This window comes from Acinetobacter sp. ANC_7503, assembly GCF_056780035.1.
This window is the reverse complement of sequence record NZ_JBWYJA010000002.1, coordinates 205,583-229,480: the sequence shown is the minus strand read 5'-3', so window position 1 is coordinate 229,480 and position 23,898 is coordinate 205,583. Positions and strand designations below refer to the sequence as shown.

At 37.0% G+C, this 23,898-nt stretch carries 23 protein-coding genes, 3 tRNA genes and 1 pseudogene; 11 read left to right on the top strand and 16 right to left on the bottom strand.

Going from position 1 to position 23,898, the window contains the following annotated elements; all coding sequences use genetic code 11:
* The first annotated feature begins 119 nt into the window (after window positions 1-119).
* Window positions 120-1,130 carry an AraC family transcriptional regulator gene (locus AC1M9M_RS04995; protein WP_481595771.1) on the top strand — a complete coding sequence of 337 codons (1,011 nt, stop codon included), beginning with the start codon at window positions 120-122 and terminating at the stop codon, window positions 1,128-1,130.
* A 39-nt stretch (window positions 1,131-1,169) separates the two neighbouring features.
* On the opposite strand, the gene AC1M9M_RS04990 is transcribed toward AC1M9M_RS04995, so the two are convergent.
* Both AC1M9M_RS04990 and AC1M9M_RS04985 read right to left on the bottom strand, forming a co-directional pair.
* Window positions 1,170-1,415 (bottom strand): hypothetical protein, encoded by a 246-nt coding sequence (locus tag AC1M9M_RS04990; protein ID WP_179999072.1) that lies wholly within the window; start codon window positions 1,413-1,415, stop codon window positions 1,170-1,172.
* A gap of 72 nt (window positions 1,416-1,487) precedes the next feature.
* Window positions 1,488-2,531, bottom strand: a complete 1,044-nt coding sequence (locus AC1M9M_RS04985) for a DNA/RNA non-specific endonuclease (protein ID WP_481595770.1) — start codon at window positions 2,529-2,531, stop codon at window positions 1,488-1,490.
* A 300-nt stretch (window positions 2,532-2,831) separates the two neighbouring features.
* On the opposite strand from AC1M9M_RS04985, the gene AC1M9M_RS04980 reads away from it, so the two are divergent.
* Window positions 2,832-3,194, top strand: coding sequence for a hypothetical protein (locus AC1M9M_RS04980; protein WP_228133254.1), 363 nt, complete (start codon window positions 2,832-2,834; stop codon window positions 3,192-3,194).
* A gap of 69 nt (window positions 3,195-3,263) precedes the next feature.
* Here AC1M9M_RS04980 and AC1M9M_RS04975 read toward each other — a convergent pair whose 3' ends face one another.
* Entirely contained in the window at window positions 3,264-5,144 is a 1,881-nt protein-coding gene (locus AC1M9M_RS04975; protein ID WP_035267583.1) for a potassium transporter Kup, read from the bottom strand.
* A 123-nt stretch (window positions 5,145-5,267) separates the two neighbouring features.
* Here AC1M9M_RS04975 and AC1M9M_RS04970 point away from each other — a divergent pair.
* The 3 genes from AC1M9M_RS04970 (at window position 5,268) to AC1M9M_RS04960 (ending at window position 6,046) form a co-directional block, all read left to right on the top strand.
* Window positions 5,268-5,358, top strand: a tRNA-Ser gene (locus tag AC1M9M_RS04970).
* Between the two features lie 207 nt (window positions 5,359-5,565).
* Complete coding sequence (locus AC1M9M_RS04965; RefSeq protein ID WP_035267585.1) at window positions 5,566-5,793, top strand: hypothetical protein; 228 nt, start codon at window positions 5,566-5,568, stop codon at window positions 5,791-5,793.
* A 177-nt stretch (window positions 5,794-5,970) separates the two neighbouring features.
* Window positions 5,971-6,046, top strand: a tRNA-Thr gene (locus AC1M9M_RS04960).
* A 49-nt stretch (window positions 6,047-6,095) separates the two neighbouring features.
* On the opposite strand, the gene AC1M9M_RS04955 is transcribed toward AC1M9M_RS04960, so the two are convergent.
* The 3 genes from AC1M9M_RS04955 to AC1M9M_RS04945 form a co-directional block, all read right to left on the bottom strand.
* Window positions 6,096-6,935 (bottom strand): SAM-dependent methyltransferase, encoded by an 840-nt coding sequence (locus tag AC1M9M_RS04955; protein WP_481595769.1) that lies wholly within the window; start codon window positions 6,933-6,935, stop codon window positions 6,096-6,098.
* A gap of 8 nt (window positions 6,936-6,943) precedes the next feature.
* Complete coding sequence (locus AC1M9M_RS04950; RefSeq protein WP_481591878.1) at window positions 6,944-8,242, bottom strand: FAD-dependent oxidoreductase; 1,299 nt, start codon at window positions 8,240-8,242, stop codon at window positions 6,944-6,946.
* Window positions 8,243-8,690: 448 nt separating this feature from the next.
* Complete coding sequence (locus AC1M9M_RS04945; protein WP_035267590.1) at window positions 8,691-9,560, bottom strand: pirin family protein; 870 nt, start codon at window positions 9,558-9,560, stop codon at window positions 8,691-8,693.
* A 300-nt stretch (window positions 9,561-9,860) separates the two neighbouring features.
* Here AC1M9M_RS04945 and ycaC point away from each other — a divergent pair, with 300 nt between their 5' ends.
* Both ycaC and AC1M9M_RS04935 read left to right on the top strand, forming a co-directional pair.
* The gene (gene ycaC, locus AC1M9M_RS04940; RefSeq protein WP_035267592.1) at window positions 9,861-10,487 is read left to right on the top strand and encodes an isochorismate family cysteine hydrolase YcaC; all 627 of its coding nucleotides are present in this window, start codon (window positions 9,861-9,863) and stop codon (window positions 10,485-10,487) included.
* Window positions 10,488-10,609: 122 nt separating this feature from the next.
* On the top strand, window positions 10,610-11,533 hold the full coding sequence (locus tag AC1M9M_RS04935) for a LysR substrate-binding domain-containing protein (protein ID WP_035267593.1): 924 nt from the start codon (window positions 10,610-10,612) through the stop codon (window positions 11,531-11,533).
* A gap of 45 nt (window positions 11,534-11,578) precedes the next feature.
* Here AC1M9M_RS04935 and ahpC read toward each other — a convergent pair whose 3' ends face one another.
* From ahpC to gigD, 9 genes and pseudogenes are all read right to left on the bottom strand, one after another.
* The gene (gene ahpC / locus AC1M9M_RS04930) at window positions 11,579-12,142 is read right to left on the bottom strand and encodes an alkyl hydroperoxide reductase subunit C (RefSeq protein ID WP_481595768.1); all 564 of its coding nucleotides are present in this window, start codon (window positions 12,140-12,142) and stop codon (window positions 11,579-11,581) included.
* A gap of 422 nt (window positions 12,143-12,564) precedes the next feature.
* Window positions 12,565-13,059 carry a flavin reductase family protein gene (locus tag AC1M9M_RS04925; protein WP_035267597.1) on the bottom strand — a complete coding sequence of 165 codons (495 nt, stop codon included), beginning with the start codon at window positions 13,057-13,059 and terminating at the stop codon, window positions 12,565-12,567.
* A gap of 112 nt (window positions 13,060-13,171) precedes the next feature.
* A pseudogene (locus tag AC1M9M_RS04920) lies at window positions 13,172-13,605 on the bottom strand (uroporphyrinogen decarboxylase/cobalamine-independent methonine synthase family protein); the annotation flags it as partial.
* Window positions 13,606-13,839: 234 nt separating this feature from the next.
* Window positions 13,840-15,924: a catalase gene (locus AC1M9M_RS04915; protein ID WP_481595767.1), complete on the bottom strand. Its 2,085-nt coding sequence runs from the start codon at window positions 15,922-15,924 to the stop codon at window positions 13,840-13,842.
* 319 nt (window positions 15,925-16,243) lie between these two features.
* A complete protein-coding gene (locus tag AC1M9M_RS04910; RefSeq protein ID WP_035267598.1) occupies window positions 16,244-16,465 on the bottom strand; it encodes a hypothetical protein in 222 nt (73 codons plus the stop codon).
* Between the two features lie 345 nt (window positions 16,466-16,810).
* Window positions 16,811-17,011, bottom strand: a complete 201-nt coding sequence (locus AC1M9M_RS04905; protein ID WP_092766478.1) for a hypothetical protein — start codon at window positions 17,009-17,011, stop codon at window positions 16,811-16,813.
* Window positions 17,008-17,220, bottom strand: coding sequence for a cold-shock protein (locus AC1M9M_RS04900; RefSeq protein ID WP_035267602.1), 213 nt, complete (start codon window positions 17,218-17,220; stop codon window positions 17,008-17,010). The genes AC1M9M_RS04905 and AC1M9M_RS04900 overlap by 4 nt, the downstream gene beginning before the upstream one ends.
* A 241-nt stretch (window positions 17,221-17,461) precedes the next feature.
* Window positions 17,462-17,538 (bottom strand) — tRNA-Met (locus AC1M9M_RS04895).
* Window positions 17,539-18,056: 518 nt separating this feature from the next.
* Window positions 18,057-18,509 (bottom strand): Lrp/AsnC family transcriptional regulator GigD, encoded by a 453-nt coding sequence (gene gigD, locus AC1M9M_RS04890; RefSeq protein WP_092766480.1) that lies wholly within the window; start codon window positions 18,507-18,509, stop codon window positions 18,057-18,059.
* Window positions 18,510-18,650: 141 nt separating this feature from the next.
* Between gigD and kynU the strand changes: the two genes are divergently transcribed.
* From kynU to AC1M9M_RS04870, 4 genes are all read left to right on the top strand, one after another.
* Window positions 18,651-19,904: a kynureninase gene (kynU, locus tag AC1M9M_RS04885; RefSeq protein ID WP_481595766.1), complete on the top strand. Its 1,254-nt coding sequence runs from the start codon at window positions 18,651-18,653 to the stop codon at window positions 19,902-19,904.
* Window positions 19,905-19,944: 40 nt separating this feature from the next.
* On the top strand, window positions 19,945-21,345 hold the full coding sequence (locus AC1M9M_RS04880; protein ID WP_180028467.1) for an amino acid permease: 1,401 nt from the start codon (window positions 19,945-19,947) through the stop codon (window positions 21,343-21,345).
* A gap of 17 nt (window positions 21,346-21,362) precedes the next feature.
* Window positions 21,363-22,112 carry an alpha/beta hydrolase gene (locus AC1M9M_RS04875; protein ID WP_481595765.1) on the top strand — a complete coding sequence of 250 codons (750 nt, stop codon included), beginning with the start codon at window positions 21,363-21,365 and terminating at the stop codon, window positions 22,110-22,112.
* Between the two features lie 65 nt (window positions 22,113-22,177).
* Complete coding sequence (locus AC1M9M_RS04870) at window positions 22,178-23,338, top strand: porin (protein ID WP_481595764.1); 1,161 nt, start codon at window positions 22,178-22,180, stop codon at window positions 23,336-23,338.
* 122 nt (window positions 23,339-23,460) lie between these two features.
* Here the strand turns inward: AC1M9M_RS04870 and AC1M9M_RS04865 are convergent, their stop codons facing one another.
* Entirely contained in the window at window positions 23,461-23,865 is a 405-nt protein-coding gene (locus AC1M9M_RS04865; protein WP_481595763.1) for a hypothetical protein, read from the bottom strand.
* Window positions 23,866-23,898: the final 33 nt, after the last annotated feature.

Here is a 23,898-nt window from a genome sequence, read left to right as displayed (position 1 = left end):
CAAATCACGACATATTTTTCAATGTCGTATGGTAGAAAAAGCGCTTGTATGGCACTGTAAAAACAGGCTTAATAACTCATCGTGATTTCAATTGATAAAACAAGAAAAGTATTAATCACATGCAGCAGATAAAGGACTATTCAGGCTCGGTTCATGGTGGACTTGGACATCTCTTACATAATTATTGTGAAGAGAACGGTCTCCCTATTCCTGCAAAATTGGCAAGTATTCAGCAAGCCGAACGCTTTGACTTTAGCATTTGGCGTGAAATATTAAATGAAATTTATGAAGTACACCCACAACCTGCGTTAGGGTTAGAAATTGCTCAATGGGTCAAACCACAACATTTAGGCATTATCGCGTATATCGCTTTATCATGCGATAACCTAGCAGAAGCACTCACCCGTTATCATGAATATCATCGTTTAATTTATGATGGTACACCTCTCGCCGTCGATCTGGAGCAAGGCGTATTTAGCGTACGTTGGGAAGATTTGCCGATGCATTTGTCGACACAAATCACGGATGAAATTGCGATGGCATTATTGGTTGAATTTCTAAAACGTTATGCGGGTATTGAGCATTTACATATTCAAGAAATTCACTTTCGCTTTCCAGCACCAAAAAATGTTGCGATTTATGAGCGTTTTTTTCAGAGCAAAGTAAAATTCTCTCAGCCTCATGTCAAGCTTACTTTTCCAAGCCAGCTCCTACAATCACCGATTAAACAAGCTGATCAAACTTTACAAAAACTCCTGATGCAGCAAGCTCAAGATTTGTTAAGTCGACTCCCCAATAACACACAAATCGATGAGCGGTTACAGCAAGCCATTCTGATTGGAATCCAAAGACACAATTATCAAATTCAAACTGTCGCAGAACAAGTGGGAATGTCAGTCAGACAACTTCAGCGCCATTTACAAAATCAAGGTGATACCTATCAACAGCGCGTTCAAGAAGTCCGCAAACTTCTAGCGATTCAATATTTACAAGATCCTTATCTCAGCTTACATGAGATTTCGTTATTGCTCAGTTATTCAGAACAAAGTGCATTCCAACGCGCATTTCGTCAGTGGATGAAGATGACGCCCCAGCAGTGGCGTATTCAACATCATATTCGCAGTTCATGATTGTCAATCTAAGTCATCATTCTAAAGATGATTAATGAATCACAAGAATGGATTTTCTATTTCATTCTCAGCCGTCGTTTCTATTTTTTCTGCTAAATTTTTTTGATCTTCTAAATAGATGACCATTGCATCTAAATATTGTTTTAACGCTTTCGCAGCGGCTAAACCGGCTTGATCTTTGGTGATTTGTAAGTTGCCATAAATACTCACACGATCAAGATCATTTTCAAGCGTCAGATCATGTATCGAATGTGACTCAGTCCCATTTTCAAAAGGCTTAAACATGGCAAATCTCTTTATGTTTATAAATATCAATCCCTGAAGATAAATGAATCTTCAGGGCAAATTCGAGCTTTTTTATTTAAGGATTTGTAATAAATATTGCAACAACGCTTGAACCAACTCTTTCACGATTGCATCTTGTGCTTGTTCATCGATCTTAGCCTCTTGATTCGTTACGGTTGTATTGACAGGTACGCTTTGACTACTAAACTCTTTTTGCAGCGCTTTGAGTTGATCTGTTGAGATATCAACTGCACATTGGCTTTCGGCATCCCAGTGCGAATACTCTATCGCTTGTTGAGCTTTGACCTGATTGGCTTTTAATGGCAATTTATAAGTATTACGCTTTTGCTCAGATGTAAGTTGAGGAAACAGATTCATGCCAAGCACTTCTTCTAACTGGCATACACTGACCACTTGCATCTGTAGTGAATTATTATTTGGAGCGTAATATGCGCCAATAGCACCTGTTTTAGGTATATATACGGCTTTAAACACCGCTGTTGGAACAATAACACCGCGTCCAATGGTTTTCAGTTTTTTGCCACTATATACAGGCCCGGTAATCACATACACATCATGTTTCTGCTTCGTAACGATTGCACGTGTCGCTTCCTCAATTTCTCGCCAGATTTGTTGGTTATTCTGCGGAGCTTGAGGAACCATATTTGCTAAAGAAAAACTGTCGTACTGTGCAGCTTTATTTGGCATATCAGCATTTGGAGCCATATGACCACGGTCATATCCCGACCCACGATAATCTGATAATAATGCTCGATGCTTTTCTGCTACACGAATCTCCTCATGGAAACTGTCTTCTCTTTTTATTTTTTGGCTCAGCCGATCTGGATTCAGATATTCAGCTACCCATAATGGTGTTTTTGAGACACCAGAATACATAGTGGTGAATCCATTAAAGCATAATGGGTAGCGATCTTTACTTAAGCTCTCTTTGATTAAATAAGGTGGCTCTTGGCGATAAAATTGATTTAGACAAGCTGTATTATTAACCGAACCTGAAAATGGCAGATATGAAGACAACTTTTCTTGACCGAAAGCAATTGCAAAGCTTCCTGCTGCAACAATACCTAATACAGCTTTTACCACAATATTATTCAAACTCAGATTACCTATTCATTCCGTGTTCAACTTCTAGCCCAATGCGTGGGCTTTATTCAAAACCGGCCACAGCTTAACAAGCTATGAATTTGAAGTACATCAAGTGAATTTTCAAGTGAATAAAGGATCTTCGCATTCCGTTCAAATATCACTCAAAATAAGTAACAAATTGTTGTTTTTATAGAATAGTTTTTTAATACTCTTTAAGGTTTTACGTGTATTTGATTGAATTACATCAATTACTTGTGAGATGGTATAAAAGTTATTTAGTAAATTAAAAGAATTGAAAGTGAGGACACTATGAAATTAGCACATACTTCTTTGACAGCATTAGTAATGGGTTTATCTTTGGCAAGTGCAAGTGCATTTGCTGAGCCACCAGTTCAAGCTGGCGAAACTTTGGAAAGCCTTTCTAAAGCTAAAGTCGTAACAACAGTGAATGGTCAGCCTGGTACTTTACAAGAAGTATTAGCTAATGGTCAGATGAAAGTTATTTCTGAAGGTGCTACAACACAAGCGCCTGCTGATGCGAAAGCGCCTATTGGAAACTTACCACCTGCTGAAGCAGAAGAAACTGCTCCTCAAGCACAAACTGCAGTTCCAGCTCAACCTGAAGTAAATGCAACTGAAGAAGCGCCTGTAGAAGCACCAGCGGCTGAGTAAGGTATTAGGCTTAATAAAAAACCGCCTTTGAGGCGGTTTTTTATATCCAAAATTTTAGCAAACGCTTACTCAGATTTCGATCTGGCTTCCCATTTCGACCACGCGATTTGGTGGAATTAAATAGAAATCACTCACAGGACTGGTATTCCGCTGCATTGATATAAATAATTTTTCACGCCATGGCGCCATTCCTTCTCCCACGGTATGAATCAGACGATCACGTGAAATAAAGAAACTAATTTGCATCATATCAAATTCAAAATTTAACTGCTCATATGCCGCTTTCAGCGCGACTGGAATGTTGGGTTGGTCTTTAAACCCATAATATACAAAAATCCTAAAGAATCGATTATCCATCTTTTCTACACGAATTCTCTCAATATCAGGTACATAAGGTACATCTTTAGTAATGACCGTAATCATCATATTACGTTCGTGTAGAACCTTATTATGCTTAATATTGTGCAACATCGCATGTGGAACGATATTAGGTGTTCCTGTGAGGAAAATTGCATCCCCAGGAACGATCAGCGTTTCATCACTCATCTTGACACTTTGAATAAAGAGATCAATAGGTAACGCATCAGACTCAAGCTTATTAAGTACGATTTGACGGCCATCTTTCCACGTCATTAAAACGGTAAATACAATTGCACCAATCAAGATTGGCACCCATCCACCACCAACAATTTTTAAAGAAGTCGAAGCAACAAAAATGAGGTCGATGATCAATAAAGGCACAGCAAAAAGGGCTACTTTCCAAACAGGCCAGCGCCAAACGCCATAAGCTAAAATCGAAATTAAAATCGTACCGCACAGCATCGTCATGGTCACTGCTACACCGTAGGCACTGGCAAGATTCGCGCTATTTTCAAATAATAAAATGAGAATAATGACTGAAATAAATAATACCCAGTTGATGAACGGGACATAGATTTGTCCTTGTTCAACATCAGATGTATGTTGCACGGTTAAACGCGGTAAATAGCGCAATTGAATCGCTTGATTGACCATTGAGAATACGCCCGTAATCACCGCTTGAGACGCAATCACGGCAGCAGCGGTTGCAAGACCAATCATTGGAAATAAAGCCCAATCAGGGACTAACAGATAAAATGGGTTCTCAATTGCATTTGGATCTCGTAAAAGTAAAGCACCTTGACCCGCATAGTTAAAAACTAGACTTGGCAATACAATCACAAACCAAGCAAGCTTAATAGGCATACGACCAAAATGCCCCATATCTGCATATAGTGCTTCACCCCCCGTCATCGTTAAAATGACGGCACCCATCGTGAGGAATGCAACAAAAGGTTGGTTGATGATAAAGCCAAACGCCCAATGCGGACTGATCATTGCCAACACGAACGGTGTTTGCATAACACTCCATAAGCCTAATAGTCCAATTGATGCAAACCACAATAATGTGATTGGTCCAAAGAACTTACCCATGGTCGCCGTGCCGTGGCGCTGAATTAAAAACAGTGCTGTTAAAATACCGATGGCCAATGGTAATAACCATTGATTAAACATCGGAGTCGCAATACTTAAACCTTCAATCGCGGATAAAATAGAAATTGCTGGGGTAATAATGCCATCACCAAAAAACAGTGATGCCCCGATAAAGCCCAAGGCAATCAGATAAATTTTGCGTTGATCTGCAATACGGGTTGAACGTAGATTTAAGGCGAGAAGCGACATAATACCGCCTTCACCATTGTTATCTGCCTTCATAATGACTGAGACATATTTAAAGCTGATGGTGAGCATCATGCACCAGAAAATGAGCGACAAAATGCCCAGAACGGTTGCCTCAGTAATTGCAATATGAGCCGTAAGGAAGCATTGACGCAATGCATACAGAGGACTGGTTCCAATGTCACCAAACACCACTCCTAATGCTGCCAATGTTACCGCAGGAAGTGCGGCTTTTTTTGCAGTGCTTTGCATATTTTAGTCTTCATGCATTCGACAGAATTTTTCGGCAATCATATCACTGGCTAAAAACTTTTTCTTTAAATCAATTGTTTCAACTTGGCATCTGCTTTTTTTTTAGTTATCATCGCACGCCTTGGTGAAGTGTCCGAGTGGCTGAAGGAGCACGCCTGGAAAGTGTGTATACGTTAATAGCGTATCGAGGGTTCGAATCCCTCTTTCACCGCCAGAATTTTAAAAACCGAATCTCATGATTCGGTTTTTTTTCGCCTAATATTTCGATTTTGGCACGTATCTCGCTTCATTTTACTGTCATCAACATCATGTTAAGTTAATAAAAACAATACTTAAGGAGCTGAACAACCTAACAACGTTATTCAAATAGATGATTTTTGCACACCTATTTAAATATAGAACCTGCTATTCCGGAGATAATATGAATAACAGCGCCAACTATGTAAAACAAATTAAAAATGCAAAACGTGGTGGCTACACACCCACTATCGCTAAAGATGTGAATAAACACAAAATTCAAAAAGCGCTAAGATTAATTGAGCAATGGAGAAAATTAGCACAAGAGTTAAAACCTCAAATGCAATTTGATATGGCTTATACTCTTGAAGAGTGTGCACAAGACCTTGATCGTATTCTAAAAAACAAATAGTTGACCCTATACAATTTTCTCAAGATGCCTGTACACGCTATGACGGGCATCACTATAAAATGAGGAGAAAAGAAGATCAAAAATAAAGCAAAAACAATTCATCCTGCTCAATTTTAATTAATCGATTAATTTTTGACTTGCGTTTTAGTGAAAAAACGCTATTATTCTCTCCACGTTGCCGGCATAGCTCAGTTGGTAGAGCAACTGACTTGTAATCAGTAGGTCCACAGTTCGAATCCGTGTGCCGGCACCATTTTATACTTAGCCTCGCTTTTTAGTGAGGCTTTGTTGTTTTTGATGATTTATTTTTTACTTGCACTCACTTGTACATATCGCACGATCCCCTCTTGATAAAGTTTCGCACACAACTTTGCTGTCATCTTAATTTTTGCCAAATCTAAAACGTGATACGAATGAGCTTGGATGTTATTTTTAAAAATATCACTCTGTATATACGTTGCAAATCCTGCAAATACCTCGTGACTCAAATCTTGAATATGTATATCTCTAAAACCCGTTTGCACTAAGATTGATTGTGTTTCATCGAATGAGTGCAAATGGTTCAGTTGAACGTCAGCTGCTTTTAATAATAATTTAACTTTCAATTGCGCTAGAGGACTCAAAGTATAGAACTTTGAATTCAAAGCAAGATAATGAAATGCTAAGCGTCCTTTTGAATTCAAAATAGCATCTACAGAACGAAGAAATAAATTCAAATTACTGTGATAAGCAGCATCGATGCAAATTGCCGCATCAAATTTAAATTCAAATGATCTAGATTCTAAATTTAAAAATGTTCCCTGCGAGATCTGATCGACATGTGGTAAAAACTTACGACTATGATTTACACAATATTGTTGTAATTCAATTCCTTCCAAGTATTCGATTTGAAATTTTTCTTTCCATAAAATTAAGCTAGCACCTTGCCCACAACCTAAATCAATTAATTTATCTTTTGAATTTAAATCAATAGATTGAGCAAGGGTTATTGCGAGTAACTCGCAGGCTTGTGGATAATTCAACTGGTCAGTTTGCCATAGACCTAAATTACTCCAAGCACAATTACGGTGATCCCCCAATAAAGCTGCATTGATCGCATATTTATGTTGAGGTGCTTTCATCCATGCTTGGAGCTTCTTCATTCAATCCCTTAATATCCTAACTCTGGTGCAACTTGTACCTTAGGCTTTAAACCTAAAAATGGTAACGGCGCATCAAGTAATTTTGCTATATCCATTGCTGAAGTCACCGCTGACTCCAAAATTGGCAATCCATCACATGACCAAGAGCCACAATAAAATACTTTACGACCTTGTTGTTGGTGACGAGCACTCAACTCATGCGTTAGTGGTAGAGTATGACGGTCTACAACAGCTCTAGTGAGTTTCACTTTATGTATTACTTTTTTAGGATCAATCTCAATTACTGGATTCCAAGTTTGAAAAACAGGAGATTTACCCACTAATGTTGGCTCAATCGAATTCAGCCAAACAGTGAAATGCTGTTTAGTAAATTTACGATCCATCATATAACTCAATACGCACCAATCTTTACGCTTCACAGGCATTACCACTGAATCAGTATGAATGACCAATTCACCATCAACAAACTTAAATTGTTTGAGAAGTGCAATATCATCCGCAAACTGTTCAGCATCTAAAAACTCATGAACTTTTGTTGTTGGTGTCGCGACAATCACGCGATCAAATAAGTCAGATTCACCTGCTTCATTTTCCACATAGACTAAATCACCCTGCTCTTGTACACGAGTAATAGGCTGCCCACTTCTTAAATCGATATCTTCCAGCAATTTATCAACGAAAGCTGGAGTCCCACCTTGAATTCGAAGAAGTGCATCTCCATCCGTCAGTTGGCGTAAGAAAATTAACAATGGTTTCGCTGGCCATTCACCAATTGTTTTGGCATCACATGTACAAATGGTAAATAGGACAGGCATGACTGCCCCATTCCAAAATACTTCTTCTATTTGGTTATATTTAACGAACTCATCTAAAGTGATATCTTGATTTTTAGATTTAAAAAACTGCTTCAATGCAGATCTAAGTTGTAACATCCCTTTCACTAAACGGATGCCATATTGCTTTAATCCTTTTCGATTGTTAATGATTGGAAAGTTGCCTATGCGTGAACGTGATGTTGTTAGCCAAGTTTCGATTTTATCTTCAAATAACCAGCTACATGACATATATGTACGTACTGGAAAAGTGTTGAGACCCAAATGTGTGGCAAGACTCAATGTATTTTTCCAGAGCATTGGATTCATGACACGTAATGGCGAATCAATAATCCCACCTTCATACTCAAGACTATAACTATCCATACCACGCCCTGGAAGCGCCTCGAAAACTGTGATCTGGTGACCAGCATCCTTGAGAATTCTCGCAGTTGCCAACCCTGCCATACCACTTCCAATCACTGCAATTTTCAAAATTATGATCCAAGCATTAAAAATTTTTTTAATTATGCGATAGAACACTTTGAAACTTGCTATTAAAAACTTCCAGATTTTATTTGTTTTTGATTAATTTTTAATCAAATAAATTTACGTAAAATTCTTGCTACACTATTCGTCATACGCTAAATATTTAATACACTTGTATTTTTTAAGAAATCAAAAAATATGTTTAAAAACAAAATAGATATTTTCACCAATAATTTAATTTTTTAGTTTACAGCTTAAAAAAAATGCATTATCATTGTTTTGAAAATGAGAACTACATCACATTAATAAGAAGCACAAATAGAATGTGATCTAGAAAATAAATATAAATTACAGCGTATAAGGACCTCTGTTGTGTGGGATAGAGGTCCTTTATTTTTTTAAAATGATGATCACAAAAAAAGCGGAAATGATATTTCCGCTTTTGTCGTTCCAATTAACGTGCAATTTCACCAAATTTACCATTATTGAAATCATGAAAAGCTTGAATGATTTCTTCTTTGGTGTTCATGACGAATGGTCCATGCCCTTGAATTGGCTCATTTAGTGGCTCACCTGTAAGCACTAAAAATTGTGTATCTTTATATGCTTGCAATTGAATTGCTGCCTCACCATCACGAGCAAACATCACAATTGAACTGTCTAGAACTTTTTGAGTCCCATTAATTACGAGTTCACCATTCAACACTACAACCAATACATTGTGATCTACAGGAACATGTATGAATGTTTCATACTCAGCTTTAAGCTGACCATCCCACACATTTATTGGAGTAAATGTTTCAGCAGGACCATAATGACCACCAAACTCACCCGCAATTACACGGATGTGACCAGCATCATCATCCATGGTAATTGTTGGAATATCATGAGATGTGATCGCTTGATAACGTGGTTGAGTCATTTTATCTTTGGCTGGTAGATTGACCCAAAGCTGTGCCATTTCAAGAATTCCACCTTTTTGAGCAAATTCAGGAGAATGAAACTCTTCGTGAACCAATCCAGCCCCAGCAGTCATCCATTGCACATCTCCTGCCTCGATAACACCACCACCACCACTGGAATCCTTATGTGCCAAACCACCTTGGTAGGCGATAGTCACTGTTTCAAATCCGCGATGAGGATGTGAACCAACACCTAACTGACGTGTCGTTGGCTCAAAGTGATGTGGTGCACCATAATCTAATAACAAAAAAGGACTAAGTGCTTGACCTAACCGATCATAAGAAAATAAGTTACGCACTGGCAGACCATCACCAACCCAATGTGTATGTTGGTTACGATAAACCCCAATTACTCTTTTCATCTTTTACTCCTATATTCGATAGGATGAACATGCGCTCATTTTAGACTTTGCACAGAAAATAAAAAGAGCTTTACTGCCACACAGATTCCTATTTTTATGATTATAATAATCTAAATTAATTCATATATGTGACTATTCACTGAAATTTGAAATTTATGATTACAATATTCCTATTAATAAGACTAATTATCCTAAAAATGGTCACAAATTTATCTCATTTTCAGTCTAATATAACTAGTGACTGAATACGAGTTCATTGATACGTATTCACACTTACTAACATCATAGAGGCTAATAATAATGGGCAAACCTTACGTTCGTTTAGATAAAGATAATGCAGTAGTGCTTTTAGTCGATCACCAAACAGGTCTTCTTTCTCTTGTACGTGATATCGATCCTGATAAGTTTAAAAACAATGTTTTAGCACTCGCAGCAGCAGCAAAATACTTTAACTTGCCGACAATTTTAACAACAAGTTTTGAAGATGGTCCTAATGGTCCACTCGTTCCAGAATTAGTTGAAATGTTCCCTGATGCTCCATATATCGCGCGTCCAGGTCAAATCAATGCTTGGGATAACGAAGATTTTGTAAATGCTGTTAAAGCGACAGGTAAAAAACAACTGATCATCGCTGGTGTTGTGACTGAAGTATGTGTTGCATTCCCTACACTTTCAGCTCTTGCTGAAGACTTTGATGTATTCGTGATTACTGATGCATCTGGTACATTCAACCAAATTACGCGCGATGCTGCATGGAACCGCATGTCTCAAGCAGGTGCTCAACTTATGACATGGTTTGGTGCTGCAGGTGAGTTACATCGTGACTGGCGTAATGATATCGAAGGTTTAGGTGCTTTATTCGGTGAGCATATTCCTGACTATAAAAACTTAATGGTTAGCTATGTAAAGAACACCACTAAAAAATAATATTTAATAAAAGCGACCTTTGGGTCGCTTTTTTTTACCATATTCAAAACCCAAGATGATTTCTTGAACGGCTTAGTTTAACCTATGCTTAAACTTTATCGGATCAGGCGTCGAGGTGAAAATTGCATTCATTTGATGACTATTACTATTTTTATTTGGTCGTTAAATACGGCGGTTTCAGTGCTGCTAGTGACGCGTCAAATATAACTAAATCAAAGCTTAGTCGACGTATTTTAGAACTCGAAGCAAAATTTAATGTCACACTCATTCAACGTTCTACTCGCCATTTCAAAGTAACGCCTTTAGGTCAAGAATTTTTTCAAGAATGTGAAAAAGTAATCAACCAAGTTGATTGCGCTCATAATGTTTTACTTAAACAGAAAAGTGAACCTCAGGGTCTAGTTAAAATTAGTTGCCCACCCGTAATGATGCGTTATCAAATTCGCTCTTTACTCAATGATTTTTTGAAGCGCTATCCAAAAGTTCAAGTCGAGATGGAATTAACCAGCCGACGCGTAGATGTATTGCACGATGATATTGACTTGGCGATCAGAACTAATTTTTCTGCCAATGAAGACTCCACCATCGTGGTTCGTGATGTCATCAAAACCACTCATTGTTTAGTGGCAACCCCTGAGCTTTTACAGGGTCGCGTTTTAGAATATCCAACTGAAATCAATGATTTTCCAACAATTGTTTTAGGAACTCAAAAAACACACTATCAATGGAATTTGCACCGAATTGAAGGGCATGATCTCATTGAAATTCCATTACAACCACGTATTAAAAGTAATGATTTGGCTGGTGTGTATTATTCAGTGATGGATGGATTAGGTATTGCAGATCTACCTTATCTTACAGTGCAAAAGGATTTGGCAGCAGGACGGCTTATACACATCTTGCCTGACTGGTGCTCAAATATAGGGACTGTGCAACTCGTTTATGCATCACGTAAAGGACAACGACTCGTGATGGAAAAACTCATCGACCACTTGGTTGAAGGTTTACGACAAGCAGCACAAAATCAAGAAGGTTATGCCTCTTAATAAAGAACCAGCACATCGTGCTGGTTCTTTACTTTTCAACTTAATTTAGATCTTACCAACAAGCTCGATTGATGGTGCAAGTGTAGCATCACCTTCTTTCCATTTCGCAGGACATACTTCGCCTGGGTGGGCATGAACATATTGAGCCGCTTTCACTTTGCGAAGAAGTTCTTGAGCATCACGACCAATACCACCTGCATTAATCTCTACAATTTGAATTTTTCCTTCAGGATCAATTACAAATGTACCACGATCTGCCAAACCTTCAGATTCAATCAATACATCAAAGCTTTTAGACAATGTCCACGTTGGGTCACCAATAAGTGGATACTGAATTTTACCAATCACATCTGAAGTATCATGCCAAGCTTTATGTGTGAAATGAGTATCTGTAGATACACCATAAATTTCTACACCTAACTTTTGGAATTCAGCATAGTTATCAGCAAGATCGCCTAATTCTGTTGGACATACAAATGTAAAATCTGCAGGATAGAAAAAGACAACAGACCATTTACCTTTAAAATCTTGCTCAGAAACTTCAATGAACTCACCATTTTGATAAGCAGTTGCATTGAATGGTTTGACTTCAGTATTGATTAAACTCATGTGTTTTCCTCTATTTCTTTGTGAGAGTGTTGCTTCGTTGAAATAGAGAATACAAAAGATGATTGGATTGGTAAAACCGAAAGTATTTATAAAAACAATCGAATTTCTAGATTTAAAAGTTAATATATTTCTTTAAGAGAATAAATTAAATATAAAACACTGATTATTTTTTTTAAAACTTATTTAATTGGTTTCAATTTTTTGAAAATAATACTTTTCTTTTTTCACCCCAAAGAGAAAGATCATTCACTCTGTATGATCATAAACGATTCGAGTAATATCCATTGGGTTTAACCTCACACTATGAAAGCTCACTGTTCGAGGCTTACCATTCACCATCTTTCCCAAGATCATTAATCAAACGCTGATCTATTTCTATAATCATTATAAGAAACGATTGAAAATCTTGCTGCTCTAGCTCATTAAACTTCCTCTTCTGCACTCACCTGATGATAAGATCGATTAAAATAGACAAGACTTTCCTCTTGCGAGCTTTGTTGAATGGCTACAACTCGGCAAATAAAAATACTGTGTGTGCCCACTCGTTGAATTTGCTCAATCTCACAATCAAAACTGACTAAAGCGTCCTTTAAAACCGGGCAACCTGTTTTCAATTTACCCCATTGGGCTAATCCAAAACGTTGTTCTGCACTCAATTGACTCGATGCAAAAGCATTTGAAAGAGACTCATGTTGAGAACTGAGCACATTGACAGATAAAACTTTGTTCTCAATAAAATACTGATGAGATCGGGATGATTGATTCATACACACCAAAAGCGTAGCAGGTGAATCAGTAACGCTACATACAGCAGAAGCCGTGAAACCATGCTGTCCTGTTTCACCAGCTGTTGTAATAATATTGACTGCAGTGGTTAATAAAGACATTGCGTTTCTGTAGTCTGAAGCTTCAACCATTTTTCTCTTCTCAAATATAAATTGCTAAACTCGTGCGAACCTAGGATATAGGTGATTGCACAGATGATCCATCTTGAATGTAGAAAATAAACTCAGCTAAAGCACTAACTTCTTAGTTTAAGATCGCTGAACCCATACTTAAGGCTTCAAGTTTGTCACGTCCCACGTGACGAGACAGTGGTATCATTCCACAGTTGGTTGAAGGGTATAGCTTATCAGCATCGACAAATTGCAAAACTTTACGCAAAGTGTTCACCATTTCGTCAAGTGTTTCAATTTGATTGGTTGCCACATCGATTACACCGATCATGACTTTCTTCCACGAATCAGTTCAATAAGATCCATGGATATATGTGAGTTTTGCACTCTAAAGAAATGATGCCCCAACTTAGATTTTAGTAGTATCGGGAGTGACGTTTCAAAAGGACACCGTTCATTACTCAAAGTTTGTTTCCCATTTTTATTATCTTTCATAGAATTACTTTTACAAATATGTATGGCGGTTTCACATTTCAAATTTTCAAGCGCTAGCTCAAGAATAGCAATTCTCTAGACAAATCAAAATTAGCTTTGTATCAAATTACTCAAGGTCATAAATAGAAACCAATCAAGTAGCGATCTAACGTCGCTCGAATTACGAGTCTATAAGTTCTATGATGAACTGTGGTCAGATTATTCACGGTATATTTACTTAAGACCAATCAAAATAATTCGATCAATAAACCTATCATGACTACCTAAAAAAAGAGCCTAGATAGTGTATCTAGGCTTCTCTTATTTTTATGCTGGGATACTTGCTACTATATCCTCTCGAGACCAGAGTCTGTGATTTTGTATCGCTTTCTTAAATTTATCTTGATGATCTTTAAAGGTTTTACTACAAAAAATAGCATCATCTTGTTCGATACTAAAGTATTCGAGAAGGTTTTCTTTATCTCCAAGCAAATAAATTGGTTTAAGATGTTTAAACGTTTCAAGAACATAGTGTTTTGCAACTCCATCAGCCTTAAATGCTTCTAGATTATCGCCATCAATAACAACAATTGCGTCATATGTGACTGACGGCTCACCATTTTGTCGACCATCTACAGCAATCTCTTTCCCATCTTTAGATTTAACTGGAGCTGCACTTGGAGCTAAAACTTCTGCAACCGCATTTTCACTTTCAGCCCATGCTTTCACGGCATCTACAGAAGTTGCATTTGCACCATTATGCACAAGTACTGCAATTTTACGTTGTTTAATATCTGGTGCAGGGAAAGCCTCAATGCTAAGTTTTTCTGAAATTTTAACTTTACTTTGTTTTTTAATCGCTGGCTTATCAGACAGTTTTAAACCTAACTCATTTGCAACGTATGTCGCGAGATCTTTATCGATATTTACTAGAATTCGATCAACCACGCGTTGACGAATTTCTTCATCTTGAACTTTAGAGAGTTCAAATGCATAAGCATCTTTAATATGCTGTTGTTCATGCTTCTTCAAACTCATATAGTGAAGTGTCGCTTGTGAGAAATGATCTGCAAAGCTTTCAGGTCGAATACGTAATTTACTTGCTTCCACATGTTCAGGATAAGAACTAAATCCCCCTTCTTGCTGCCCAATTTCTCGTGGCCAATTATCATCCACTGAATTTGGTTCATAATTTGCTTTTCCCTTGTAAACTTCATGGTTAGCAAATCCACCACGTCTATTGGTATGAAAAGGGCATACAGGTTTATTAATTGGAATTTGGTTAAAGTTAGCTGTACCTAAACGATGTAGATGGGTGTCTGTATAGCTAAATAATCTTCCTTGAAGTAAAGGATCATTACTAAAATCTATACCAGATACAATATTTGCTGGGCTAAAAGCAACTTGCTCCGTTTCGGCAAAGAAATCATCTGTATTACGGTTCAATATAAATTTGCCTAATGGAGTTACAGGTACTAATTCCTCTGGTACAAGCTTAGTTGGATCTAAAACATCAAAATCCCATTCAGAAGCTTCTTCTTCCGTGAAAATTTGAGCTCCTAGCTCCCATTCAGGATAATTTCCATTTTCGATTGCATCCCATAGATCTCGTCGATGGAAATCAGGATCTTTGCCATTCAGTTTTAATGCTTCGTCCCATACGACTTGAGCAACCCCTTGCTTTGGAGTCCAATGAAATTTGACTAAATGAGCTTTGCCTTGCGCATTGATAAGTCTGAATGTATGTACACCGAAACCTTGGATAGAACGCAAATTACGAGGAATAGCACGATCTGACATCACCCAAGTTGTCATATGTGCTGTTTCGGTATTTAAAGAAATGAAATCCCAGAAGGTATCATGTGCTGATTGTCCAGTCGGGACTTCATTCGGATCTTCTGGCTTGACAGCATGGACAAAATCAGGAAATTTAATAGCATCTTGTATAAAGAAAACAGGAATATTGTTTCCTACTAAGTCATAATTTCCTTCTTGAGTATAAAACTTAATAGAAAAACCTCGAACATCACGCACAACATCTGCTGAGCCACGTCCACCTTGAACTGTAGATATCCGCGCAAAAATAGGGGTAGGATTGCTGGTATCAGTCAGAAATTTGGCTTTAGTCCATTTTTCATTGCCTCTATAAGGTTCAAAATATCCATGAGCACCAAATCCTCGAGCATGGACAACTCGTTCTGGTATACGTTCACGATCAAAGTGAATTAGTTTGTCTCGCAATAGAAAATCTTCTAACAGTGTAGGACCACGTTCCCCTACTTTAAGACTATTCTGATTATCAACTACAGGAACCCCTAGTGAAGTCGTAAGTGCTTTACCTTTAGGGTCGACATAGCTATCCTGTTCAAACTGTTGAATTTTTGCATTGCTACTGATCTTTTTCTTACTCATGTTATTTTCCTTATTACATAGTTGTTAAGATAATAAGTTGTGCTTTATAAATTGAACTTACACAGGTCACTATTTGTACAGTAATTTATCTTAGTATGTTAAAAAGATATTCTCATTATAGTTTTACTTAAAAATAACAATGTTAAAAAATGAGTTATCCAACTTTTATTCACATAATTTTCGGATATTTTTTATAAAATCATCATTGGTATGTATGGGGTAAATCTTAATCGTGATCTATATAATTCTGTTACTAGTATTATGATTCTATTTCCATAAAAGTCTAATTTTTCGCATTAGACTTTTATGGAAAATATTTTTAAATCATAATCTTATATAGATTATTAAATCCCAAGAAAAAAGATCGGCCATCTAAGTTTATTTCAAATACTTCACCTGATTCTACTTCAACTTGTTTAGAAACTTCTACAAGAATTTGCCCTCTCATCGTATTTTGAACTTTATGAAATGGGATAATGTTAATTCGAATGGTTTCACCATTCACTGCTTTTGCTGTAGTCCAGCCATTAGAGATATTCATTTTCACTTACTCATTCATGAGCTCATGTAAAATTAAAAATAATATTAAATATTTAAATCGAGAGTATGGATTCTGATATCGAAGAGGCTCAAGCCTATAATTCAAATTACAATTTTACATTAGCATGTATTTAATTATAAAAAGCCCACAATGAGATTGTGGACTTCTAAGATCGGCATGGTGCGAGTTCATGCTCTGCGTTAACTGTTTAGACATCATAGATATTAAAATCTATAAATTGAGAATACGCAATTCTAAGTTCTATCTAAACACTTCCGTTTCGCTTACGGATTCGATCAACAATGATTATACCATAAAAAATACTTTATGGTTTAATTTTAATATTTAAATGAGCTGGTAAATTTTACCAGTATTTAAACTATGAAAATTTAAATCAAAACTAGGTCTTATATTTTCATTATCAACAGTGATAAATTTAATATTTATTTGAGATAAGTTCGAAGCATGCTGCGAAGTATTAAATGTACCTATCACTGCATATTTAACTTCAAACTGATCTTTCACCTCAATTAATGAGGTATTCATGAAATAGCTACAATATCACTTGCTTGTAAGCCACGCTGACCTTGTTGTACAACAAATTGAACTCGCTGTCCTTCGACTAGATTCTTGAAACCATTTGCTCGAATTTCACTAAAATGAGCAAATACATCTTGACCATTATCTACAGCGATAAATCCGAAACCCTTAGTTTCGTTGAACCACTTAACTGTACCAGTTGTTAAATTAGACATCATTTATTTCCTATATTATGTAATGAATAATTAGAAAATAATTTTGAAGATAGACTTTTAATAGAATGAAAGATGTAATTAATATCAGATCAAAATAAAATTAGTAAACAATAAAATTATAATTCTAGAAAACCAATATAACACATATTTAATTGATTTATTGATTTAATTTTCTTTAATAAAAAAACCTAACCACAGATCGACCGCAATTAGGTTGTAAACTTTTAAATTAGTTTTTAATTGGTAGCGGGAGCTGGATTTGAACCAACGACCTTCGGGTTATGAGCCCGACGAGCTACCAGACTGCTCCATCCCGCATCAACAAGTGCATTTGTACGCTAATTTGAGATATATAGCAATCTAAATAATTTATTTTTATCAAAAACTATAAAATCATTATCGTTACTAGATAAATTATTCAGATAATTCTGTTTTAAATTTTTGATGTAAAGACCTATACAAATTGAGTTTAAATTTTTCATTATTTAGTAATAATGTCGACTCTTCAGCCCAAGTAGCCTTTCCCACATCTAAACCAGAATGATTCAATGCCCAATCAGATATATACCCATAGATAAAAGAGTTATCAGCAAAGACCCATTTTACGATCTTATTTTGTTCATTCAGAAACACCTTATATGTAGGTAATGAACCAAAAAAACTAAATTTAGTGTATATATATTTGTAATGTTCGTTCATAGAATTATTTTAAAAAAAAAGATGAACCATAATAGCAGTTTTATGTGTTTTAACTCATAAAAAAAATATCGCTTGTAAAATCAATTCGAGGTTGATTTTAAAATACGGATTCACTTTTTTTCAAAAAAAATTAATGATCACATGAAGGTCTTCTCGATCACTTTTTCAAGAATAATTTTAGAATTAATGTTGGCTATGCCTTTAATTTTGTTTAACTTATTAATAATAAACTGGGAAAACCCATTTAAATCTTTGGTGGCCACAAAGAGAACGTAATTCGAATCCCCTGTAATGATAAAAGCATTGATCACTTCATCAAAATTACGAATCTGGCTCAGAAAATGCTGATGATCTGATTCGGTCAGCTGATTGAGTTTAATTTCGACAATCGCCTCAACCTGAATACCCAATTTTTCATAATTAATTTTTGCTTGGTATTTTTCGATGACTCCATTGTTTTCTAAAATTTTGACACGTCGATGGCATGCTGAAGCAGAAAGATTCACTAAATCTGCCAATTCCTGATGACTTAGTCGTGCATTTTGTTGTAATAGTCTTAAAATTTTATGATCAATGAGGTCTAAATTCATTCCTAAATATCATCCTGATTTTTTATATTTAATTCGAATACTATCCAGTTTTCATGCAATTTCAAGCATAATTATCGGATAAATACTAAAAATTACCGTGATAAAATCGAATGAAATAACACGGACCGAGTTAGGATAAAAATGATTACCTTAGATCAATGCAAAGCATGGGATGCTGAAGACGAACTGAAACATTTAAAAAATGAATTTGCTTTACCTGAGAATACTATCTATCTAGATGGAAATTCCCTTGGTGCACGCCCTAAATCTGCTTTAACACGTGCTCAAGAAGTGGTGAGCCAAGAGTGGGGGGAAGATCTCATCAATAGCTGGAACAAAGCGGATTGGTGGGGATTATCGACTCGGTTAGGTGATAAGGTGGCTCAGCTCATTGGGGCAAATCCAGGCGAAACGGTGATCTCTGATTCAACCACACTCAACTTATTTAAAGCACTCTCTGCTGCTGTCAAAATCCAAGCTGAAATCGCTCCTGAACGTAAAGTGATTATTGCGGAAAAGGACGTCTTCCCGACTGACCTCTATATTATTGAAGGTTATATTGACCTTGTTCAAAAAGGCTACCAACTGGTTTTAATCGAACATCCTGATGAATTAGAAACCACTCTGAAAGCCCATCAAACGGCAGTTGTGGTGTTGTCACATATCAATTACCGCTCAGGATATTTCTATGACATGGAACAGGTCAACCAAACGATTCATCAACATAACGCTTTGGTCATCTGGGATCTATGCCACTCTGCAGGTGCTGTGCCAATCGATTTAAACAAGACCCAAAGTGATTTTGCCGTAAGTTGCACATATAAATATCTTAATGGTGGACCAGGTTCTCCTGCTCTCATCTGGGTAAATGCAAAACACCAAAATAAATTTTGGCAACCTCTTTCAGGATGGTGGGGGCATCAACGTCCTTTTGATATGGCTGATCACTACGAGCCAGCTCAAGGCATTCGTCGTTTTTTATGTGGCACACAAAGTATTTTGTCCATGAGTTTGATCGAATGTGGTTTAGATGTGTTCTTAAAAACTGACATGCAAAAGATCCGAGAAAAATCTCTAAATTTAACAGATCTCTTTATTCAATTGGTTGAACAGGAATGTGCTGAATTTGGTTTTGAGTTAATTACACCAATCGATCATTTACAGCGTGGTAGTCATGTGAGTTATTGCCATGAACACGGTTATGCCATTGTCCAAGCGCTTGTTGCACGTGGTGTGATTGGAGATTACCGAGAGCCAGCCGTGCTCAGATTTGGGGTCACACCTTTGTACCTAAGCCATGAAGACATTTGGCATGCTGTTCAACATCTTAAACAAGTGATGCTGAATGAAGAATGGAAAAATGAAAAATATTCGGTGCGAGGTCAAGTAACTTAATTCAGTTACTCACTTTATATCACCATGGCCAGGAGGGCTTATGAGTAACTTCGATAAAATTCAAACACGCGAAGCAGGATTACATAAAAAATTAACCGCTAAACAAATGGGCATGATTGCAATAGGCGGTGCCATTGGCACCGGTCTATTCATGGGTAGTAAATTTGCCATTAGTTTTGCAGGACCTGCTGTCATTCTAAGCTATGCGATCGGCGGATTAATTGCTTTTGCACTGATGGCTTGCTTGGCAGAAATGACTGTACAACACCCCACTTCAGGCTCGTTTGGTGCTTACGCTGAACATTATATAAATCCACTTTCTGGTTTCTTAGTTCGTTATAGCTACTGGGCATGTATCGTGTTGGCTGTAGGCACAGAAATTACCGCCGTGGCTGACTATATGAAACTTTGGTTTCCTCATGTCGGTTCAGGTATTTGGATCGTGTTTTTTTCAACCGTACTTCTCGCAGTAAATGCTTATAGTGTCAAAGCATTTGGCTTAGTTGAATATTGGTTTTCGACGATCAAAGTGTTTGCCATCATTGTGTTTATTCTGTTGGCTATAGGTATTTTGACGCAAGATCCAAATCCTCATCAAGCGCTAACTCACAATCTCACTGCACATGATGGCTTTATGCCAAATGGATTTAAAGGTGTTTGGATTGGTGTCATTATTTCTATTTTTAGTTATCTCAGTATCGAAATGATCGCGGTTGCTGCAGGTGAAGCCAATGATCCTGAAAAAGCAGTTAAATACGCTTTCAAAAGCACTGCGATTCGCTTATTTCTATTTTATTTACTATCGCTGAGTTTAATTGTCACTCTCGTTCCATGGACTCAATTGATAGCACCAGGTGCAACCAGTCCTTTCGTGTCTGTTATGCAAATTGTCGGCATTCCTTTTGCTGATCATATTTTAAACTTCATTGTGATTGTGGCAGCACTGTCCGCAATGAACAGCATGTTATATATCTCAACGCGTATGTTATTCAGTTTGTCACGTTCAGGAGATGCACCGAAACTGTTTGGTAAAATTCGTAAAAATGGGGTGCCCATCAATGCCTTGCTACTTTCGGCAACAGGTATTGCCGTGGCGAGTATTGTATATAGCATTAATCCCGAATCAGCATTTCCAATCATGATTGCACTGTCCATGTTTGGAGCTTTATTTACTTGGGGGGCGATCTTTGCCACACACTACTTCTTTAGAAAGAACTTGGCAAAAAATAATATCCACCTCAAATACAGCATTCCTGGTAGTCGTTATATTTCCTTTATTGGTTTGTTTGCCATTCTTGCAATCACGCTTACCACATGGTTTACACAAGAATTTAAATCAACTCTCCAGTTTGGCGTGCCTTTTATCGTGATGTTAATCATTTTCTATCAAATGAAGAAATCATCCTTAAAGCATCAATTAACTGAAAATGAACAAGCCTAGTAAAGGAGCTGCAAATCATGCTCTATGACAACTCGCAAACTGTGACGGATGAAAATCAGATCTTGTCTGATTTTCAAAAAATGAGCCAAGCGACTTATATGCAACACCATCATATTGCCGATTTACAGTACGACTTTCAGCGAAGATCTACACTGGATTTTTTCCCCACACCTGTTGCCACCAATACTACTATTATTTTTATACATGGTGGTTATTGGCAATGGTGTGAAAAAAGGGATTTTGCCTTTGTTGCTGAATTTGTTTTAAAGCAAAATGCTCAATGTGTTTTGATTGAATATGATTTAGCGCCTCAAAGTAGTTTAAATCTGATTAATCTACAAATTCGTAAAGCGCTCGATTATATCCACAAACAAACTTGGATCAGCTCCAATGTCATTGTGGTTGGGCATTCTGCCGGTGCCCATTTAGCTGCTTTAAATTTAGATCACCCCCTGATTAGTTCAGCGGTATTACTCAGTGGGATCTATGACCTAAAACCGATTCAAGAAACACATTTAAACAAGGCGCTAAATTTATCTGAGCTAGACATTAAAAACTTAAGTCCAGTTGAACATTCTACGCACTTTGCTAAGCCCTGTACGATTGCGTATGGACTCGATGAGTTACCAGAACTGAAATGGCAGAGCCAAAAATATTATCAAATTCGACAGCAACTAGAGCCTGAATTCACGCATCTATTGAGTTTTGTAGACACTAACCACTACTCCATTTTGGAACGATATTTTCAATCGACAAAGACCACCTAATTTCTACTCAGCTTTAATCAGCAGAATCACCAGCTTAATTTATATTTAGTCACACGGATGTTACTATGTCAAAACCATGCTTTTACAAGCTATTGCTTTCCTGCACCTTTATTTTTTCAAATCTTACATTTGCCGAGATAACACTCATTGATGAACAGCAAATTGTGAGTGAATCCGATCGTTTAAAACTCACCACGTCTGGTAGTATTCGTCTACAAGCCTTAAATTTCGATCATTACGATCAATCTAACGAAAATCAGAAATATCGCAGAGATGGCTATAGCTCAAATAGCCGTATTTATGCCAATGCTGATTATGCATGGAATGAACGTTTGCATTTAATTGCAGGCTATCAAAACTATATCAATCTTCCCAAGATGCTGGATTGGGACAGTCATTACCGTTCCTCTGATGAAAACATCACCACCGAGCAGGCGTATATTGGTCTGCGTGATTCAGAATACGGTACCGTTAAATTTGGAAAAATCTATAGTATTTATTACGACATTGTAGGTGCCAAAACTGACCTATGGAATTACTCAACCTTGGCTCAGCCCCAAACGTGGAGCCCTGTCGCTTATACAGATGGTACGCAAGCAGCTCATAAAACTTTACGTTATGAGTTCAAAATGGATAAAGCAAACTTATATGCCAGCTATTTGTTCAAGGATAGTACGACGGTCGCAGATACGGATGTGCAATATCAACGTAAAAATGGTGCCGAATTGGCAGTTGATGTGCATTTAAATAAAAATTTAAGTTGGGCGACCTCATGGAAGTACAACGATGCTAGTCTGAATAATCAACAAGATAAACATGATTTAAAGCAAGAAATTTGGGCAAGTTCATTATTTTATTTTGATGGAAAATGGATGCTTAGCTTTGGCGCTGGTTGGTATAAAAATCTAGTTCCAAATTTTGATGCTTACAGTGAATCGAGCGATTTTCAACTTCAATCATTGCTGAATACTGAGGCTTATGGCGTTGAATTTTATGCGGGACAGCACTTCAAGATTGAAGAATACGGTATCAAATTCATTCAGCCCTATATCATGGGAAATCAACTTGAATATACCAGTGGCTCAGAGTTTAAACGCCGTGATCTCGGTGTTGGTATAGCAGCTAGATTTAACCATGGTTTTGGATTTGATTATGAACGTTTATATACACATGATACGTTCCAAACCCCAGATATGCATTTATTCCGTTTACGTTATGAATGGTAAATTCTAATTTTAGGTTAACTATCCTTCAAAGCCTTGTTATTTAAAAAGGCTTTGAAGGATCACTCATGAATTCGCATCAAATCTCAATAAGTTGTAGCGTTATACAAAGTCTTTTATAAATTTTATTTAATGCATAACATTTCAATTAGCTTAATATTTTTAGGAAGTTGCATTGACATGGGTTCAAAATAAATCGTACCGAATGAATTATTATCATCTGCGGCTTTACCTTGCGGCGTAAAACGCTGGCTTTTGACATAGGCTCTGGCTTTATTTTGACAATCAATTTGATGAACGGCTTGTATGTAGCCCTTGGGTTTGATGTTTAATGAGGGTACGCCATGTTCATACACATATTTATAGTCAATTTCAAAAATATGCGAGGCTTGATCGAGTGATTTAATGGTCGTTTTATCAATATAAGACCAGCCCCCATCATCCCGATCAAACATGGTCCATTGTGGTGATTGTGCTAAGCTCATGCTGCTACACAGCACACAAGTTAAAAATATAATCCCGTGTTTCATTCAACTATCCCTAATTCAACTATGAACAAACGT